Below are 16,222 nucleotides of genomic sequence, written 5' to 3'. Positions count from 1 at the left end.
TCAAGGAGAACGTCATCATCGGTAAGCTCATCCCGGCCGGTACGGGCCTCGCCCGCTACCGCAACATCCGGGTGGAGCCCACCGTGGCTCAGCGACGGCGGCGCAGGCGCGGTGTCGCCGCTGCTGCGGTGAGGGTCAGGAGGGCCAGGGCGGCGGCGGCCAGGCCGGGGTACAGGCCCTTCGGGGTGAAGGTGCAGGAGAACGCGGTCGTGCCCGGGGGGAGGTCCACGGCCAGGAGGCCGTGGAAAGGCCTGACCGGGGCCGAGCAGCTCCAGCCGGGGATCGCGGTGGTGGCGACGACCGCCGTGCCCCGGGTGTCCGCCGGGAGGGTGGCCCCGATCGAGTGGCCGCCGACCTCGACCGCGGTGGCCCCGGTGGCCTTCAGGCGGTCGACCGCCTCGGTGAGGGCCGTGCGGTCCAGGCAGCCCAGCGGGTGGGCGCCCGCGTCGGCGCCCCGCGTGCGGGTCCGCACGGTGACCTCCACCGTGCCGGAGGCGGGGACGGGGCCGAGCGGGGTCACCCCGGTCATCTCCTCCTCCAGCGGCTTCTCGGTGGCGCCGGCGCCGAGGCTGCCGTACAGGGCGGGGGAGTACCAGAAGGCCTCGGAGCCGGGCCGGCACCGGGCCGCGTACGTCCGGTTCTCGGGGTCGCCGCCGCGGGTGACCTGCGGGACCTCGTAGACGGTGGCGCCCAGCACGGTCTCCTGCCGGGCGTAGACGCTCTCCGCCGGGTTCGGCGAGGCGTACGGACCGGTGCGGACGGTGACCAGTGGCGGCGCCGGGAACCGCTCGGCCGTCCAGCTGTCCGGGGCGGTTCCCGGGCGGACCCGCGCACCGATCGAGAAGATCGCGTCGAGCACCGGGTTGTCGGCGCCGAAGAAGGTCCGGCCGTCGTTCTTGAAGCCGTACCCGAGGGGCTCCAGGGCCTTGTAGGTGGCCTCGGGCAGGTAGCTGCTGTAGTACTGCGGCCCCTCCGCGCGGAGGGCCAGGGCGTCGTTGTAGGCGGTCTGCGGGGCGCCCGAGTCGGTCCGGTGGGCGGGCCAGTCCTCGACGCCGCGGACGGCGTCGAAGTGCCCGGCGATCGACCGGTTCGAGGTGGGGATCGGCTTCGCCCAGCGCTCGCGGGCCCGGCGGGCGTCGGCGCCGGCCGCGGCCGCGGTGGACTCGGCCAGGACGACGCCGGTCATCAGCACGGCGGCCACCGGGACCAGGAAGCGGCGCCTGTCGCCGAGCCGCAGCAGGACCAGCGCCAGCAGGGAGAGGCCCCCGCCGCCGAGCACCGCCGGCCAGGTCCAGCCGCCGAAGTCGTCGGTGCGGCGCAGCACGAAGGCGGCCGCGACCAGCAGGCCGGCCATCAGGGCCAGGTGCCGCGGGCGCGGCTTGCCCGCCAGTGACAGCCAGGCCAGGACCACCACCATCCCGCTGAAGACGAAGGTCTCGCGGTACGGGTTGCCGTTCGGCACCGCCAGCCCGTGCCACACGTACTGCGTGGGCGGGAACTGGAAGGAGGCCAGTACCAGCGCGGTCGCGGCCCCCCACACCAGACGGGTGCGGCGTGCGACCGAGGTGTTGAGGAGGAACGAGCCGGCCAGGATCAGGCCGAGCGAGGCCACGTAGAGCCGGGGGCGGCCGCCCCACAGATGCGTGGCCGGCAGCATGCCCGCGAAGAAGACCTCGATCCGTACGGGGTCGAAGGCGGCGGCCCTGGTGGGCTGCGCGGCGCCGCTGGACAGGAACGACGGCAGTAACAGCGGGAACGTGAGCAGGATGCCGGTCCCGGCGGCCGTCGCGGCCCGCCACAGGGCGAGCAGCCGCTCGCGGCCCGAGGTGTCGCGGGTGGCCAGGCGGACCGCCAGCAGGACGCAGGCGGCCATCGTAGCCATCATCGCGGTGTAGAAGTTCCCGCACCAGGCGAGTGCGACCAGCAGGGCCGCACCCGGCCAGCGGCGCCCCTCAAGGCACCACTCGACGGCGATGCCGAGCATCGGGAGGGCGACCAGGCCCCAGAGCCACATCGGGATGTACGAGGCGTCGCTGAGCGCCCAGCCGCACAGGCCGTACGTCGCCCCGAGCACGCCCCGCTGCCACCACGGGCCGGCGTGCAGCTTGCCGAGGTACACGGTCATCACCGCGGCGGCGGTGCCCATCGTGAGCGGGGTGACCGCGAAGACGGCGAGGTCGACGTGGTCCCGCGGGACGAGGACGGCCAGCCAGGAGAACGGGTTGCCGAGGTAGGTGTGGTAGTCGGACAGGAACTGCTGTCCGAATCCGCCGCGCCAGGTGAAGAGCAGGTCGCCGGCGGCCTGCCCGTGGACCAGGTCCCACAGCGCCCGGTGGAAGGGCACGTACTGGTTGGCCTGGTCGTTGACGGCCCGCCCGGTGTTGCCGAAGGGGAAGGTGCCGCGCGCTGCCCAGGCCGCGCAGAAGGCGGTCGCGGTCAGCAGGAAGGCCAGCAGGGGACCGCGCAGGCGGGCCGAGCGGCGGACGGACCGGCCGAGGGACCGGCGGACGGCCGAGGGGCGGTCCGGGGCGGGGAGCCGGGTGTCGACTGCGGTCGGCTCGGGTGCCACGGTCCCCAATGTGCTGCTCCCTGCTGATCGACTCGCGGGCGCCCAGCGCCCGGGCAAGCTGTCAGTTTAGGGCGCAGGGGCGGGCTGCCGGGCCGAACGGCCCCCGTCCCGCTTGCGCGCGGCGGGTTTTCGTGCTGGGCATTTGTTTTGACCTACCTCTGTGAGGTAGGTACGCTCTGACCTTGTGCCTGGGGTGTGCCCTGGGCTCCCGCGTGCGCTTAAGACCCGCGGTGAGCCGAGAAGACCACACCGCGATCCGCGCCTCTCTCACCTCGGTGGAAGTGGGCAGGGTCCGACACACCCGACCGCGTGGGTCGGCAAAGTTCCAGGTTAGCTTCACTACACGGCACACAGAAACCGGAGAAGTAGTGCCTACGATCCAGCAGCTGGTCCGTAAGGGCCGGCAGGACAAGGTCGAGAAGACAAAGACTCCCGCGCTCGAGGCCTCGCCCCAGCGTCGCGGCGTCTGCACGCGTGTGTTCACGACCACCCCGAAGAAGCCGAACTCGGCGCTCCGTAAGGTCGCGCGTGTGCGTCTGACCTCCGGCATCGAGGTCACCGCTTACATTCCGGGTGAGGGACACAACCTGCAGGAGCACTCGATCGTGCTCGTGCGTGGTGGCCGTGTGAAGGACCTGCCGGGTGTTCGTTACAAGATCATCCGCGGTGCGCTTGACACCCAGGCTGTCAAGAACCGCAAGCAGGCCCGCAGCCGCTACGGCGCCAAGAAGGAGAAGTAAGAATGCCTCGTAAGGGCCCCGCCCCGAAGCGCCCGGTCATCATCGACCCGGTCTACGCATCTCCTCTGGTGACGTCGCTCATCAACAAGATCCTCCTGAACGGCAAGCGCTCCACCGCCGAGCGCATCGTCTACGGCGCCATGGAAGGCCTCCGCGAGAAGACCGGCAACGACCCGGTCATCACGCTGAAGCGCGCGCTGGAGAACGTCAAGCCGTCCCTCGAGGTCAAGTCCCGCCGTGTCGGTGGCGCGACCTACCAGGTCCCCGTCGAGGTCAAGCCGGGTCGCCAGTCGACCCTGGCCCTCCGCTGGCTCGTGGGTTACTCCCGCGCCCGCCGTGAGAAGACCATGACCGAGCGCCTCATGAATGAGCTGCTCGACGCCTCCAACGGTCTTGGCGCTGCCGTCAAGAAGCGCGAGGACACGCACAAGATGGCCGAGTCCAACAAGGCCTTCGCGCACTACCGCTGGTAGTCCCACCCCACATCGAGACCGAGAGAAGACCGAAGCCTTATGGCTACCACTTCGCTTGACCTGGCCAAGGTCCGCAACATCGGGATCATGGCCCACATCGACGCGGGCAAGACGACCACCACCGAGCGCATCCTGTTCTACACCGGTGTGTCGTACAAGATCGGTGAGGTCCACGACGGCGCCGCCACGATGGACTGGATGGAGCAGGAGCAGGAGCGTGGTATCACCATCACGTCTGCCGCCACCACCTGCCACTGGCCGCTCGAAGATGTTGACCACACCATCAACATCATCGACACCCCGGGTCACGTCGACTTCACCGTCGAGGTGGAGCGTTCGCTCCGCGTCCTCGACGGCGCCGTCACCGTCTTCGACGGTGTGGCGGGCGTCGAGCCGCAGTCCGAGACCGTTTGGCGTCAGGCGGACCGCTACGGCGTCCCGCGTATCTGCTTCGTCAACAAGCTCGACCGCACCGGCGCCGAGTTCCACCGCTGTGTCGACATGATCAAGGACCGCCTCGGTGCGGTTCCGATCGTCATGCAGCTCCCCATCGGTGCCGAGGCCGACTTCCAGGGTGTCGTCGACCTCGTCCGCATGAAGGCGCTCGTCTGGTCCGCCGAGGCGACCAAGGGCGAGATGTACGACGTCGTCGACATCCCGGCCAGCCACACCGAGACCGCTGAAGAGTGGCGCGGCAAGCTGGTCGAGACCGTCGCCGAGAACGACGACGAGATCATGGAGCTCTTCCTCAACGGCGACGAGCCGACCGAGGAGCAGCTGCACGCCGCTGTCCGTCGCATCATCCTCGGCTCCGGCAAGGGCAAGGGCGAGCCCACGATCACCGCGGTGTTCTGTGGCACGGCGTTCAAGAACAAGGGTGTTCAGCCCCTGCTCGACGCCGTCGTCCGCTACCTGCCGTCGCCGCTGGACATCGAGGCCATCGAGGGCCACGACGTCCGCGACGCCGAGACGGTCGTGAAGCGCAAGCCGTCCGACGAGGAGCCCCTCGCCGCGCTCGCGTTCAAGATCATGAGCGACCCGCACCTCGGTAAGCTCACCTTCGTCCGGGTTTACTCGGGCCGCCTGGAGGCCGGCACCGCGGTGCTGAACTCCGTCAAGGGCAAGAAGGAGCGCATCGGCAAGATCTACCGCATGCACGCGAACAAGCGTGAGGAGATCGACTCGGTGGGCGCCGGCGACATCGTCGCCGTCATGGGCCTGAAGCAGACCACCACCGGTGAGACGCTGTGCGACGACAAGCAGCCCGTGATCCTGGAGTCCATGGACTTCCCGGCTCCGGTCATCCAGGTCGCCATCGAGCCCAAGTCCAAGGGTGACCAGGAGAAGCTGGGTGTCGCCATCCAGCGTCTCGCGGAGGAGGACCCCTCCTTCCACGTTCACTCGGACGAGGAGACGGGCCAGACCATCCTCGGCGGTATGGGCGAGCTGCACCTCGAGGTGCTGGTCGACCGTATGAAGCGCGAGTTCAAGGTCGAGGCCAACGTCGGCAAGCCGCAGGTCGCGTACCGCGAGACGATCCGCAAGGCCGTCGAGCGTCACGACTACACCCACAAGAAGCAGACCGGTGGTACCGGTCAGTTCGCCAAGGTGCAGATCGCGATCGAGCCCATCACCGAGGCTGACGGCCCGGCGTACGAGTTCGTGAACAAGGTCACCGGCGGTCGTGTGCCGAAGGAGTACATCCCTTCGGTGGACGCGGGTGCGCAGGAGGCCATGCAGTTCGGCATCCTGGCCGGCTACGAGATGACGGGCGTCCGCGTCACGCTTCTCGACGGTGGCTACCACGAGGTCGACTCCTCCGAGCTCGCCTTCAAGATCGCCGGTTCGCAGGCCTTCAAGGAGGCCGCGCGCAAGGCGTCGCCCGTTCTGCTCGAGCCGATGATGGCCGTTGAGGTCACCACGCCCGAGGAGTCCATGGGTGATGTCATCGGTGACATCAACTCCCGCCGTGGCCAGATCCAGGCCATGGAGGACCGTCACGGAGCCAAGATCGTCAAGGGCCTCGTGCCCCTGTCGGAGATGTTCGGCTACGTCGGCGACCTCCGCAGCAAGACCTCGGGTCGCGCCAGCTACTCGATGCAGTTCGACTCCTACGCCGAGGTTCCCCGGAACGTCGCCGAGGAGATCATCGCGAAGGCCAAGGGCGAGTAACTCTTCGGAGTACACGCTTTAGGCTTGTCACCGGCAGCCTCTGGGGCAACAGGAACCACTCCCGTTGCCCCGGGGACCGGCCGGCTTTCCAGCAAAGATCACCTGGCGCCGATCTGTAAGGCGTACAGAACCACTCTCCAGGAGGACCCCCGTGGCGAAGGCGAAGTTCGAGCGGACTAAGCCGCACGTCAACATCGGCACCATCGGTCACATTGACCACGGTAAGACGACCCTCACGGCCGCCATTACCAAGGTGCTGCACGACGCGTACCCGGACCTGAACGAGGCCTCGGCCTTCGACCAGATCGACAAGGCTCCTGAGGAGCGCCAGCGCGGTATCACCATCTCCATCGCGCACGTCGAGTACCAGACCGAGGCGCGTCACTACGCCCACGTCGACTGCCCGGGTCACGCGGACTACATCAAGAACATGATCACCGGTGCCGCGCAGATGGACGGCGCGATCCTCGTGGTCGCCGCCACCGACGGCCCGATGCCGCAGACCAAGGAGCACGTGCTCCTGGCCCGCCAGGTCGGCGTTCCGTACATCGTCGTCGCCCTGAACAAGGCCGACATGGTGGACGACGAGGAGATCCTGGAGCTCGTCGAGCTCGAGGTCCGTGAGCTCCTCTCCGAGTACGAGTTCCCGGGCGACGACCTGCCGGTCGTCCGCGTCTCCGCGCTGAAGGCGCTCGAGGGCGACAAGGAGTGGGGCGAGAAGCTTCTCGGCCTCATGTCCGCCGTCGACGAGGCCATCCCGACCCCGCCGCGTGACACCGAGAAGCCGTTCCTCATGCCCGTCGAGGACGTCTTCACGATCACCGGTCGCGGGACGGTCGTCACCGGCCGTATCGAGCGTGGTGTCCTGAAGGTCAACGAGACCGTCGACATCATCGGTATCAAGGAAGAGAAGACCACCACCACGGTCACCGGTATCGAGATGTTCCGCAAGCTGCTCGACGAGGGCCAGGCCGGTGAGAACGTCGGTCTGCTCCTCCGTGGCATCAAGCGCGAGGACGTCGAGCGCGGCCAGGTCATCATCAAGCCGGGTTCGGTCACCCCGCACACCGAGTTCGAGGCCCAGGCCTACATCCTGTCGAAGGACGAGGGTGGCCGTCACACCCCGTTCTTCAACAACTACCGTCCGCAGTTCTACTTCCGTACCACGGACGTCACGGGTGTCGTCACCCTGCCGGCCGGCACGGAGATGGTCATGCCGGGCGACAACACCGAGATGTCGGTCGCGCTGATCCAGCCGGTCGCCATGGAGGAGGGCCTGAAGTTCGCCATCCGTGAGGGTGGTCGTACCGTGGGCGCCGGCCAGGTCACCAAGATCACGAAGTAATTCGTGTTCTGACCTGGTAGCCCGTTGACCGGGCACCAAGTTGCACCGGAGGGCCCCGGCCCACCGCCTCGGCGGTGGGGCGGGGCCCTTCGGCGTTGCCGGCCCGGCCGCCGCCGCGCCACACGCAAGAAGGGCCGCACCCCGTCGCGGGGTGCGGCCCTTATTCCGTGCAGGCGCGGTGCGTCAGTTCACGCGCAGGGACTCGGTGAACTCGACGCAGGCGGCGTGGTCGGGCAGCAGCCCGGTCGAGATGGCCTCGGCCAGCGACGGGGCGGCCTCGTCGCGTGCGGACAGCTGCGGGACCTCGGCCGGCCACTCGATGCCCAGGTCCGGGTCGAGCGGGTGCACCGAGTGCTCGCCGGTCGGGTTGTAGGTCTCCGAGCAGAGGTACGACAGGGTCGCGTCGTCGGTCAGGGCGCAGAAGCCGTGGCCGAGGCCCTCGGGGATGTAGACGGCGCGGCGGTCGACGTCGTCGAGGCGGACGCCCTCCCACTGACCGAAGGTGGGGGAGCCCACCCGGAGGTCGACGATGACGTCGAGCACGGCGCCGCGCACGCAGGTCACGTACTTGGCCTGGCCGCGCGGCACGTCGGCGAAGTGGATGCCGCGGACCACACCGGCGGCGGAGACGGAGAGGTTCGCCTGTGCCAGGTTCAGCGGGTGGCCGACGACCTCCGCCAGGCGGTCGAAGCGGTACCACTCGGTGAACAGGCCGCGCGGGTCGCCGTGCAGCTGCGGGGTCACCTCGAAGGCGCCCGCGATGGAGAGTTCGCGGAACTTCACTTGGCTTCCTCCTCGTCGAGCAGGGCCAGGAGGTAGGTGCCGTAGCCGCTCTTGGTCAGCGGTTCGGCGAGCGCGCGCAGCTGGGCGGAGTCGATGAGGCCGGCCCGCCAGGCCGCCTCCTCGATGCAGCCGATCTTGAAGCCCTGACGCTCCTCGATCACGCGGACGAACTCGGAGGCCTGGACCATCGAGACGAAGGTGCCGGTGTCGAGCCAGGCGGTGCCGCGGTCCAGGATGGTGACGTTCAGTTCGCCGGCCTGGAGGTACGCGTCGTTGACGGCGGTGATCTCCAGCTCGCCGCGGGCGCTGGGCTTGAGGCCCTTGGCTATCTCCACGACCTGGTTGTCGTAGAAGTACAGACCCGGCACCGCGTAGCGGGACTTGGGCTTGGCCGGCTTCTCCTCGATGGAGATGGCCTGGCCCTTCTCGTCGAACTCCACGACGCCGTAGGCGGTCGGGTCCGCCACCGGGTACGCGAACACGCGGCCGCCCTTGGCGTCGGTGTGCTGGGCGAGGCGGGTGCCGAGGCCACTGCCGTGGAAGATGTTGTCGCCGAGGATCAGCGCGACGGACTCGTCGCCGATGAAGTCGGCGCCGAGCACGAACGCCTGGGCGATGCCCTCCGGGCGCTCCTGGACGGCGTACTCCAGCCGCAGTCCGAACTGCGAACCGTCGCCGAGCAGCCGCTCGAACTGGTCACGGTCTTCAGGGGTGGTGATGATCAGGATCTCGCTGATGCCCGCCATCACCAGGGTGGAGAGCGGGTAGTAGATCATCGGCTTGTCGAAGACGGGCAGCAGCTGCTTCGAGACGGCCCGAGTCAGCGGCCAGAGTCGCGATCCGGTGCCACCGGCCAAAAGGATTCCACGCATGGGTGAACCCTATGCGAGAGGGCCGGGGCGCTCCGACCGTCCGGCGTGTGACGTTCGGCAGGCGGCTAGACTCTTCGTATTATGCGCATCCTCGTGACCGGCGGCGCCGGCTTCATCGGTTCAGAATTCGTCCGCCAGCAGCTCGGTGCAGACGCCACGGCGCAGATCACCGTCTTCGACAAGCTGACCTACTCGGGCGTCGAGGCCAACCTCGCCCCGGTCGCGGACCACTCCGGATACCGCTTCGTCCAGGGCGACATCTGCGACGCCGAGGCCGTCGACCAGGTGATGGCCGGCCACGACGTGGTCGTGCACTTCGCCGCAGAGTCCCACGTGGACCGTTCGATCGCCGGTGCGGGCCCCTTCGTCATGACGAACGTCGTCGGCACCCAGGTGCTGCTGGACGCCGCCCGCAAGCACGGCGTCGGCCGCTTCGTCCACATCTCCACCGACGAGGTCTACGGCTCCATCACCGAGGGTTCCTGGACCGAGGAGTGGCCGCTGGTGCCCAACTCCCCGTACTCCGCCTCCAAGGCCTCCTCCGACCTGCTGGCGCTGGCCTACGCGCGCACGCACGGCATGGACGTGGTGGTGACCCGCTGCTCCAACAACTACGGGCACTACCAGTTCCCGGAGAAGGTCATCCCGCTGTTCGTCTCGAACCTGATGGACGGCAAGAAGGTCCCGCTGTACGGCAACGGCGGCAACGTCCGCGACTGGCTGCACGTCTCCGACCACTGCCGCGGCATCGACCTGGCCATGCGCAAGGGCCGGGCCGGCGAGGTCTACAACATCGGCGGCGGCACCGAGCTCACCAACAAGGAGCTCACCGGCGTCCTGCTGGAGGCCGCGGGCCTGGGCTGGGACATGGTCGAGCACGTCGAGGACCGCAAGGGCCACGACCTGCGCTACTCCATCGACATCAGCAAGATCGGCGCCGAGCTGGGCTACGCCCCGCAGGTCACCTTCGAGGACGGCATCAAGGCCACCATCGACTGGTACCGCGAGAACCGCGCCTGGTGGGAGCCGCTGAAGGCGAAGGCGGCCCTGCAGAAGTGAGCACCAACTCACTGGCCGGCCGCTGGCTCGTCACCGGCGCCGGCGGGATGCTCGGCCAGGACGTCCTGACCGTCCTGAAGCGGGCCGGGATCGAGGCCGTGGGCCTGCGTCGCGCCGACCTCGACATCACCGACCCGGCCGCGGTCCGGGCCGCGGTCGAGGACGTCACCGTGGTCGTCAACTGCGCCGCCTGGACCGACGTCGACGGTGCCGAGACCGCCGAGGAGGCCGCGACCGCCGTCAACGGCACCGCCGTGCGTGTCCTCGCCGAGGCCTGCGCCGACGCCCACGTGCGCCTGATCCACGTCTCCACCGACTACGTGCTGCCCGGCGACGCCTCGGAGCCGTACCGCGAGGACGCCGAGACCGGCCCGGTCAACGCCTACGGGCGTTCCAAGCTGGTCGGCGAGCAGGCCGTCACCGAACTGCTGCCGCAGGACGGATACGTCGTACGGACGGCCTGGCTGTACGGCGAGCACGGCCCGAACTTCGTCGCCACCATGCTGAAGCTGGCCGCCCAGCGCGACACCCTCGACGTGGTCGACGACCAGCACGGCCAGCCCACGTGGTCCTACGCGCTGGCCCGCCACCTGGTCGAGCTCGGCCTGGCCGCCCTCAAGGGCTGGGCCATGGGCGGGATCTACCACGGCACCGCGAGCGGCCGGACCACCTGGATGGGGCTCGCCCGCGAGACCTACCGGCTGAGCGGTCTGGACCCCGAGCGGATCCGGCCGACCACCTCCGAGGCGTTCGTCCGCCCCGCCGTCCGCCCCGCCTTCAGCGTGCTCGCGCACGGCGCCTGGAAGGAGGAGGCCGGCCTGGAGCCGCTCCCCGACTGGCGCGAACAGCTGACCCAGGCGCTCGCCACCCCCGGCTTCGCCGCACTCGCGAAGGCGGCCCGGGACGGCCGCACGGGATGAGAACCCTGCTGAACAAGTTGAGCGCGGCGCTGCCGCCGGGCACCGTCGCGGTGGCCGGCGGCACCGTCGTGCTCGGCGCCGCGTCCTACGCCCACCTCGGCGTGGCCGGACACAGCCTGTCCGACGCGGGCTACGCCGACGTCTCGGTGCTGTGGACGATCGTGATGTCCCTGGGCATCGGCGTCTTCTTCCCCCTGGAGCAGGAACTCACCCGGATCGTCTCCGCCCGTGTGGTCCTCGGCCAGGGCGCGGCCCCGGTGCTGCGCCGCGCCGGCCTGCTCACCGCGGGCATCCTCGGCGCGACCCTGCTCGTCCTCGGCCTCGGCGCCGGGCCCCTCGCCGACCTGCTGTTCCACGGGGACCGCGCCCTGGTGGCGGCGCTCGGCGGGGCCTTCGCCGGCATGGCCGTCTGCTACCTCACCCGCGGTGTGCTGGCCGGGCTCGGCCGCTTCGGCGCGTACGGCACCCAGCTCGCCGTCGACGGCGGCCTGCGGATCGTGCTCGCCCTCGGCTGCGCCCTCCTCGGGCTGCACTCGGCACTGGCCTTCAGCCTCATCCTGGCCGTCGCGCCCGTCGTCGCCACGCTCGTGACGCTGCCCGCGCTGCTGCGCGCCGTCGGCCCGGGCGAGCAGATCGCCTGGCGCGACCTGACGGCCGGCCTCGGCCTGCTCGTCTGCGCGACCCTGCTGTCCCAACTCGTCGTGAACGCGGCCGTGATGAGCACCAAGCTGCTGGCGCCCTCCGACAGTGCGCTGATCGCGGCGCTGATGAGCGCGACCGTCCTCGCGCGGGTGCCGCTCTTCGTCTTCGGCTCGCTCCAGGCCTCGCTGCTCAGTGGCCTGACCGCCGCCTTCACCGCCGGCGACCGCGTGGCCTTCTGGGCGATGCTGCGCCGGATCGCCCTGGTCGTCGCGGCGCTCGGTCTGCTCGGCGGAGTGCCCGCCACGATCCTCGGCCCCTGGCTCATCGAGGTGCTGTTCGGCATCCAGGACCCGGTGCTGGGACGCTTCGACTTCTTCCTGCTGTCCGCAGGCACCGCCGCGTACATGTTCGCGATGGTTCTGGGACAGGCACTCATGGTATTCAAGCGGCACAACCTGCAGTTGCTCTCCTGGGCCGTCGGCACCGCGGTCCTGGCGGGCATCACCCTGATCCCCGGCGAGGTGTCGATGCGCGTGATCGTCGCCTATGCCCTGGGCTCGACGGCCACCGTGCTCGCTATGCTGACAGCTCTCAGGCTGAGCTTCTCCGGAGCCGCGGCCGCAGCCGGTGAAGCCCCCCGGCAGACGGCCGAGACCGACGCCCCGGGCGTGGGCGCGGTCGGGAGATGACCATGCCGGCCCAAGACGTCACACCGATCACCGAGCACTCGTACGTGCCACTTTCCGCTGGAGCTACCGTGTCCCAATACGACGATGTCTGGCTGGTCATACCGGCCTATAACGAGGGCCAGGTGATCGCCGACGTGGTCGAGGGGGCCCGCAAGACGTTCCCCAACATCGTCGTCGTCGACGACGGCAGCACCGACGACTCGGCCGAGCACATAGCCACCACGGGCGCCCACCTGGTCCGCCACCCGGTCAACCTCGGCCAGGGTGCGGCCCTCCAGACCGGTCTCAAGTACGCGCTCGCCCAGCCCGGCGCCCGCTACTTCGCGACCTTCGACGCCGACGGCCAGCACCAGACCAAGGACGTCGAGACGATGGTCGGCGTGCTGCGGCGCGACGAGGCCGACGTCGTGCTCGGTTCCCGCTTCATCGAGCAGAACGGCCAGGTGCCGTGGATCAAGCAGGTCGTGCTGCGCACGGCCGCCGCCGTCAGCCCGACCGCCCGCAAGCTCAAGCTCACCGACGCGCACAACGGTCTGCGCGTCCTGAGCCGCAAGGCCGCCGAGCAGCTGAACATCACCATGAACGGCATGGCGCACGCGTCCGAGCTCGTCGGTTTCCTGGCGGGCTCCGACCTGCGGGTCACCGAGGTCCCGGTGGACATCCTCTACACCGAATACTCGCGCTCCAAGGGCCAGTCCCTCATCAACGGCGTGAACATCATCTTTGACATTTCGCTGCGGGAGCGTGGGCGTCGATGAAGTACTTCTGGATCCAGCTCGTCCTGATCGTCGGCTCCGTGTCGATGGCCCTGGTGTTCATCCGTACGTGGAGCCAGGCGAAGAACCGGGCCTGGAAGCGCATCGCCTTCTCGCTGTTCGTCGTCGTCAACGTGTACGCGGTGCTCCGCCCGACGGACGTCACCTGGCTCGCGCACCAGCTCGGCGTCGGCCGCGGCACCGACCTGGTGCTCTACGTGATGGTCCTCGCGATGGGCTTCCTCACGCTCAACACCTTCCTGCGGTTCCGTTCGCTGGAGAAGAAGATCACCGACCTCGCCCGGACCGTGGCCATCAACGAGGGCATGCGGCACAACGACGAGCGTCTGAGCACCGAGCCCGGTGCCGAGGCGGCCGTCACGGCGGACGCCGACTCCGACTCCGTGAAGGCCTGAAGCTCCATGGTGACCTTCGACTTCATGCTCCCCTACTACGGGGACGTGCAGCTGATGCAGGACGCCGTCCGCAGCGTCCTCGCGCAGACGGACCGGGACTTCCGCCTCGTCGTCATCGACGACGGCAAGGAGCCCGAGGTACCGGGCTGGTTCGCCGCGCTCGGCGACGACCGCGTGCACTACACGCGCAACGAGCAGAACCTCGGCATCACCAAGAACTTCCAGAAGTGCGTTCAGCTGTCCGAGGCCGACCACGTGGTCATCATGGGCTGCGACGACGTGCTGCACCCGCACTACCTGGAGACCGTCCGCGCGATCGTCGAGGCCCACCCGGGCATCGGCATGGTCCAGCCGGGTGTCGAGGTCATCGACGGCACCGGCCAGGTCACCCAGGGCGGCCTCGCCGACAACACCAAGAAGCGGCTGTACGCCCCGCAGGTCAAGGGCCGCCGCCTGATGGGCGGGGAGGAGCTGGCCGCCAGCGTGCTGCGCGGCAACTGGCTCTACTTCCCCTCGATCACCTGGCGCGGCGAGGTGCTGCGCAAGGTGAACTTCCGGGACGACTACTCCGTCATCCAGGACCTCGCGCTCGTGGTCGACCTGCTCGAAGGCGGCGAGCAGATGGTCATCGACAACTCGACGACCGTCTTCCAGTACCGCCGGCACGCCGTCAGCGAGTCGTCGGTACAGGCCTTCTCCGGCACCCGCTTCGCCGAGGCCGAACGCTACTTCTCCGCGGTGGCCGCCCGTATGGACGCCCGAGGCTGGCCGAAGGCGGCGCGCGCGGCGCGCTTCCACAGCGCCTCCCGGCTGCACGCGCTGACGATGCTCCCCGGAGCCCTGCGCAGCGGCAACAAGGAGGGCGCCCGCACCCTGGCGAAGCACGCCTTCACCTCCGGCCAGAACTGATCAGACTCCGCCCACCACGAAACGGACCGAGATGACACACCTGGCCCCCGAGGCGGTCGGCGACGCCGGCGCCCCGGCCCAGCGTCCTGGCGAACCGGCGCAGAGCGAGAGCCGCCCCTCCCCTTCGCGGAGCGGGGGGTGGCTGTCGCGTCGGTGGGTGCAGATCCTGGCCGAGGTGGTCGTCAGCGTGGTGGCGGCCCTCGGCTTCACGCTGCTGAGCCGGCACATCGGCGTCAACCCGATGAACCGTATCGGCCAGGTCAGCGGGCTCGCCAGGCTCCAGCTGTACGTGGCCGTACTCGGACTCCCGCTGCTCGGACTGCTGCTCTACACGGCCTACCGAGGCTCGGTCCGGCGGCACGCGCTCGTCAAGCGGCTGGTCTGCGGGGCCCTGGCCGGGCTGGCCACCGGCGTGGTGGCCGGCGGGATCGTCGTCGCGCTGCGCGGCACCCCGCACCCGCTCGGCGGCCAGGAGGGCGACCCGAGCGTCCTGGTGGAGATGGCCAACTCGTTCCTGTCGGGCGAGGGCATGTCCGGCATCTACCCGCCCGCGTTCCCGGCTGTGATCGCGCTGTGGGCCAAGGTCCGCTACGACGGACTCGGCAGCTCGGGCTTCGCCCTGCACGACCTCCAGATCGTCTGCAGCGCCCTGGTCGGTCCGATGGCGTACCTGTCGTGGCGCCTGCTGCTCCGTCCTTTCTGGGCGCTGCTGATCGCGGTCCCGGCGGCCGTGCTCTTCCTCGACCCGGTCCGCCCGTACAGCCACGTCGTGATGATCGTGCTGCTGCCGCTTCTCGGGTACCTCTTCCGCGAGCTGCGCCGGTCGGCCGGCCGCACCCCGAAGTCCCTGGTGCTGCGGGGCGCGGGCCTCGGCGCGGTCTTCGGCGGGCTCTTCCTCTGGTACTCGGGCTGGTTCGTCTGGGCCGCGCCCGGCGCCTTCGTGCTCTTCTTCTTCCTCTTCCCGTGGCGGGCCGGCGCCCCCGCGGTGAAGCGGGCGGCGCTGTACGTCGGGTCCGTGCTGGTCACGGCCGGCGTCATCGGCGCCCCGCTGCTCTACCAGATGGCACGGCTGGGCTCGCAGACCCCGGACCGGTACGCCTACCTCGGTGTGTACGCGGACCCCGGCTACGTCCTGGGCTGGATCTCGGACCGGACGGGCTACATCAAGTACAACCAGTGGCCGGTCTCGGGCGAGATGGCGGGCCAGACCGGCTTCGCGCTGCTGCTGATCCTGGGCGTGGGCCTGGGCGTGGGCCTGGGCCTGCGCAACGTCATGGTCCGTACCGCCGCGGCGGTCCTCGCGGGTGCCTGGCTGGCCCGCTTCTGGTTCGCCTCGCACATGGCGCAGGACAAGGCGGTCCAGCTCTTCCCGCGGACCACCTGGATCATCATGTACGCGCTGATGATCCTGGCCGTCCTCGGGGTGATGGCGGCGGTCCAGCGCGGCTCGGGCTGGACGGAGCGGACCCTGCGGCCGGCCTCCGCCGCGCCCTCGGCGCGGGTCATCCCGCGGCGGACGATCCGTCAGCTCTCGGCGGGCATGGTGTGCGCGGTCGCGCTGTTCGCCACCATGGGCGCCTCCTGGTCGGTCAACCGGTACATGCCGACGCACGAGGACACCGACCTGATGGGCCTCGACGCCTGGCGCGCGCACAACATCAAGCTGCCGAACGGCACGTGCCCGCGCTTCGCGCCGAACAAGGACTGCGAGGACCTTCAGGTCAAGCTGTGGAAGCAGTTCGAGGACGACGGCGAGATCTGGTGCGCGAACATCGTGGCGAAGGACTGGCCCGCGATCTGCGGCCGGAAGGCGCCATTCAAGGACAAGTCGGTGGAATAGCACTCGCGTACGACCCGACTGCGACGCGCATCACGTGC

General features: G+C 69.6%; 14 protein-coding genes. 11 read left to right on the top strand and 3 right to left on the bottom strand.

The window, feature by feature from the left end:
* Positions 1–88 precede the first annotated feature (88 nt).
* The gene (locus AAT21_RS25455) at positions 89–2,569 is read right to left on the bottom strand and encodes a YfhO family protein (protein WP_235439220.1); all 2,481 of its coding nucleotides are present in this window, start codon (positions 2,567–2,569) and stop codon (positions 89–91) included.
* Positions 2,570–2,937: 368 nt separating this feature from the next.
* Between AAT21_RS25455 and rpsL the strand changes: the two genes are divergently transcribed.
* From rpsL to tuf, 4 genes are all read left to right on the top strand, one after another.
* Entirely contained in the window at positions 2,938–3,309 is a 372-nt protein-coding gene (gene rpsL, locus AAT21_RS25450) for a 30S ribosomal protein S12 (RefSeq protein WP_007265893.1), read from the top strand.
* 2 nt (positions 3,310–3,311) lie between these two features.
* Positions 3,312–3,782 carry a 30S ribosomal protein S7 gene (gene rpsG / locus AAT21_RS25445; protein WP_007265894.1) on the top strand — a complete coding sequence of 157 codons (471 nt, stop codon included), beginning with the start codon at positions 3,312–3,314 and terminating at the stop codon, positions 3,780–3,782.
* 39 nt (positions 3,783–3,821) lie between these two features.
* Positions 3,822–5,954, top strand: a complete 2,133-nt coding sequence (fusA, locus tag AAT21_RS25440) for an elongation factor G (protein WP_030842654.1) — start codon at positions 3,822–3,824, stop codon at positions 5,952–5,954.
* Positions 5,955–6,105: 151 nt separating this feature from the next.
* Positions 6,106–7,299: an elongation factor Tu gene (gene tuf / locus AAT21_RS25435; RefSeq protein WP_030653602.1), complete on the top strand. Its 1,194-nt coding sequence runs from the start codon at positions 6,106–6,108 to the stop codon at positions 7,297–7,299.
* Between the two features lie 183 nt (positions 7,300–7,482).
* Here the strand turns inward: tuf and rfbC are convergent, their stop codons facing one another.
* A complete protein-coding gene (gene rfbC, locus AAT21_RS25430) occupies positions 7,483–8,082 on the bottom strand; it encodes a dTDP-4-dehydrorhamnose 3,5-epimerase (RefSeq protein ID WP_046779250.1) in 600 nt (199 codons plus the stop codon).
* On the bottom strand, positions 8,079–8,954 hold the full coding sequence (gene rfbA / locus AAT21_RS25425; protein ID WP_046779249.1) for a glucose-1-phosphate thymidylyltransferase RfbA: 876 nt from the start codon (positions 8,952–8,954) through the stop codon (positions 8,079–8,081). Before rfbA ends, rfbC begins: the two co-directional genes overlap by 4 nt.
* An 81-nt stretch (positions 8,955–9,035) precedes the next feature.
* On the opposite strand from rfbA, the gene rfbB reads away from it, so the two are divergent.
* The 7 genes from rfbB to AAT21_RS25390 all read left to right on the top strand — a co-directional run bounded on the left by rfbB (position 9,036) and on the right by AAT21_RS25390 (position 16,184).
* Positions 9,036–10,013: a dTDP-glucose 4,6-dehydratase gene (gene rfbB / locus AAT21_RS25420; protein ID WP_030842661.1), complete on the top strand. Its 978-nt coding sequence runs from the start codon at positions 9,036–9,038 to the stop codon at positions 10,011–10,013.
* A gap of 47 nt (positions 10,014–10,060) precedes the next feature.
* A complete protein-coding gene (rfbD, locus tag AAT21_RS25415) occupies positions 10,061–10,933 on the top strand; it encodes a dTDP-4-dehydrorhamnose reductase (protein ID WP_046779451.1) in 873 nt (290 codons plus the stop codon).
* Complete coding sequence (locus tag AAT21_RS25410; protein ID WP_200904459.1) at positions 10,930–12,264, top strand: lipopolysaccharide biosynthesis protein; 1,335 nt, start codon at positions 10,930–10,932, stop codon at positions 12,262–12,264. Before rfbD ends, AAT21_RS25410 begins: the two co-directional genes overlap by 4 nt.
* 68 nt (positions 12,265–12,332) lie before the next feature.
* Entirely contained in the window at positions 12,333–13,022 is a 690-nt protein-coding gene (locus tag AAT21_RS25405) for a glycosyltransferase family 2 protein (protein WP_052757985.1), read from the top strand.
* Positions 13,019–13,435: a DUF2304 domain-containing protein gene (locus tag AAT21_RS25400; RefSeq protein ID WP_046779247.1), complete on the top strand. Its 417-nt coding sequence runs from the start codon at positions 13,019–13,021 to the stop codon at positions 13,433–13,435. Before AAT21_RS25405 ends, AAT21_RS25400 begins: the two co-directional genes overlap by 4 nt.
* A gap of 6 nt (positions 13,436–13,441) precedes the next feature.
* Positions 13,442–14,344, top strand: coding sequence for a glycosyltransferase family 2 protein (locus AAT21_RS25395; RefSeq protein ID WP_046779246.1), 903 nt, complete (start codon positions 13,442–13,444; stop codon positions 14,342–14,344).
* Positions 14,345–14,375: 31 nt separating this feature from the next.
* The gene (locus tag AAT21_RS25390; RefSeq protein WP_157879782.1) at positions 14,376–16,184 is read left to right on the top strand and encodes a chromate transporter; all 1,809 of its coding nucleotides are present in this window, start codon (positions 14,376–14,378) and stop codon (positions 16,182–16,184) included.
* Positions 16,185–16,222 lie beyond the last annotated feature (38 nt).

The organism is Streptomyces yangpuensis (assembly GCF_001005295.1).
GTDB classification, from domain to species: Bacteria; Actinomycetota; Actinomycetes; order Streptomycetales; family Streptomycetaceae; genus Streptomyces; species Streptomyces yangpuensis.
Note: the sequence above shows the minus strand (reverse complement) of the source record. Positions and strands in the feature narration are given on the sequence as shown.

Coding starts and splice junctions, on each gene's coding strand:
- rpsG (WP_007265894.1), top strand. CDS start 3,312: ATGCCTCGTAAGGGCCCCGCCCCGAAGCGCCCGGTCATCATCGACCCG.
- fusA (WP_030842654.1), top strand. CDS start 3,822: ATGGCTACCACTTCGCTTGACCTGGCCAAGGTCCGCAACATCGGGATC.
- rfbD (WP_046779451.1), top strand. CDS start 10,061: ATGCTCGGCCAGGACGTCCTGACCGTCCTGAAGCGGGCCGGGATCGAG.
- rfbB (WP_030842661.1), top strand. CDS start 9,036: ATGCGCATCCTCGTGACCGGCGGCGCCGGCTTCATCGGTTCAGAATTC.
- rfbA (WP_046779249.1), bottom strand. CDS start 8,954: ATGCGTGGAATCCTTTTGGCCGGTGGCACCGGATCGCGACTCTGGCCG.
- AAT21_RS25410 (WP_200904459.1), top strand. CDS start 10,930: ATGAGAACCCTGCTGAACAAGTTGAGCGCGGCGCTGCCGCCGGGCACC.
- AAT21_RS25400 (WP_046779247.1), top strand. CDS start 13,019: ATGAAGTACTTCTGGATCCAGCTCGTCCTGATCGTCGGCTCCGTGTCG.
- AAT21_RS25395 (WP_046779246.1), top strand. CDS start 13,442: ATGGTGACCTTCGACTTCATGCTCCCCTACTACGGGGACGTGCAGCTG.
- AAT21_RS25390 (WP_157879782.1), top strand. CDS start 14,376: ATGACACACCTGGCCCCCGAGGCGGTCGGCGACGCCGGCGCCCCGGCC.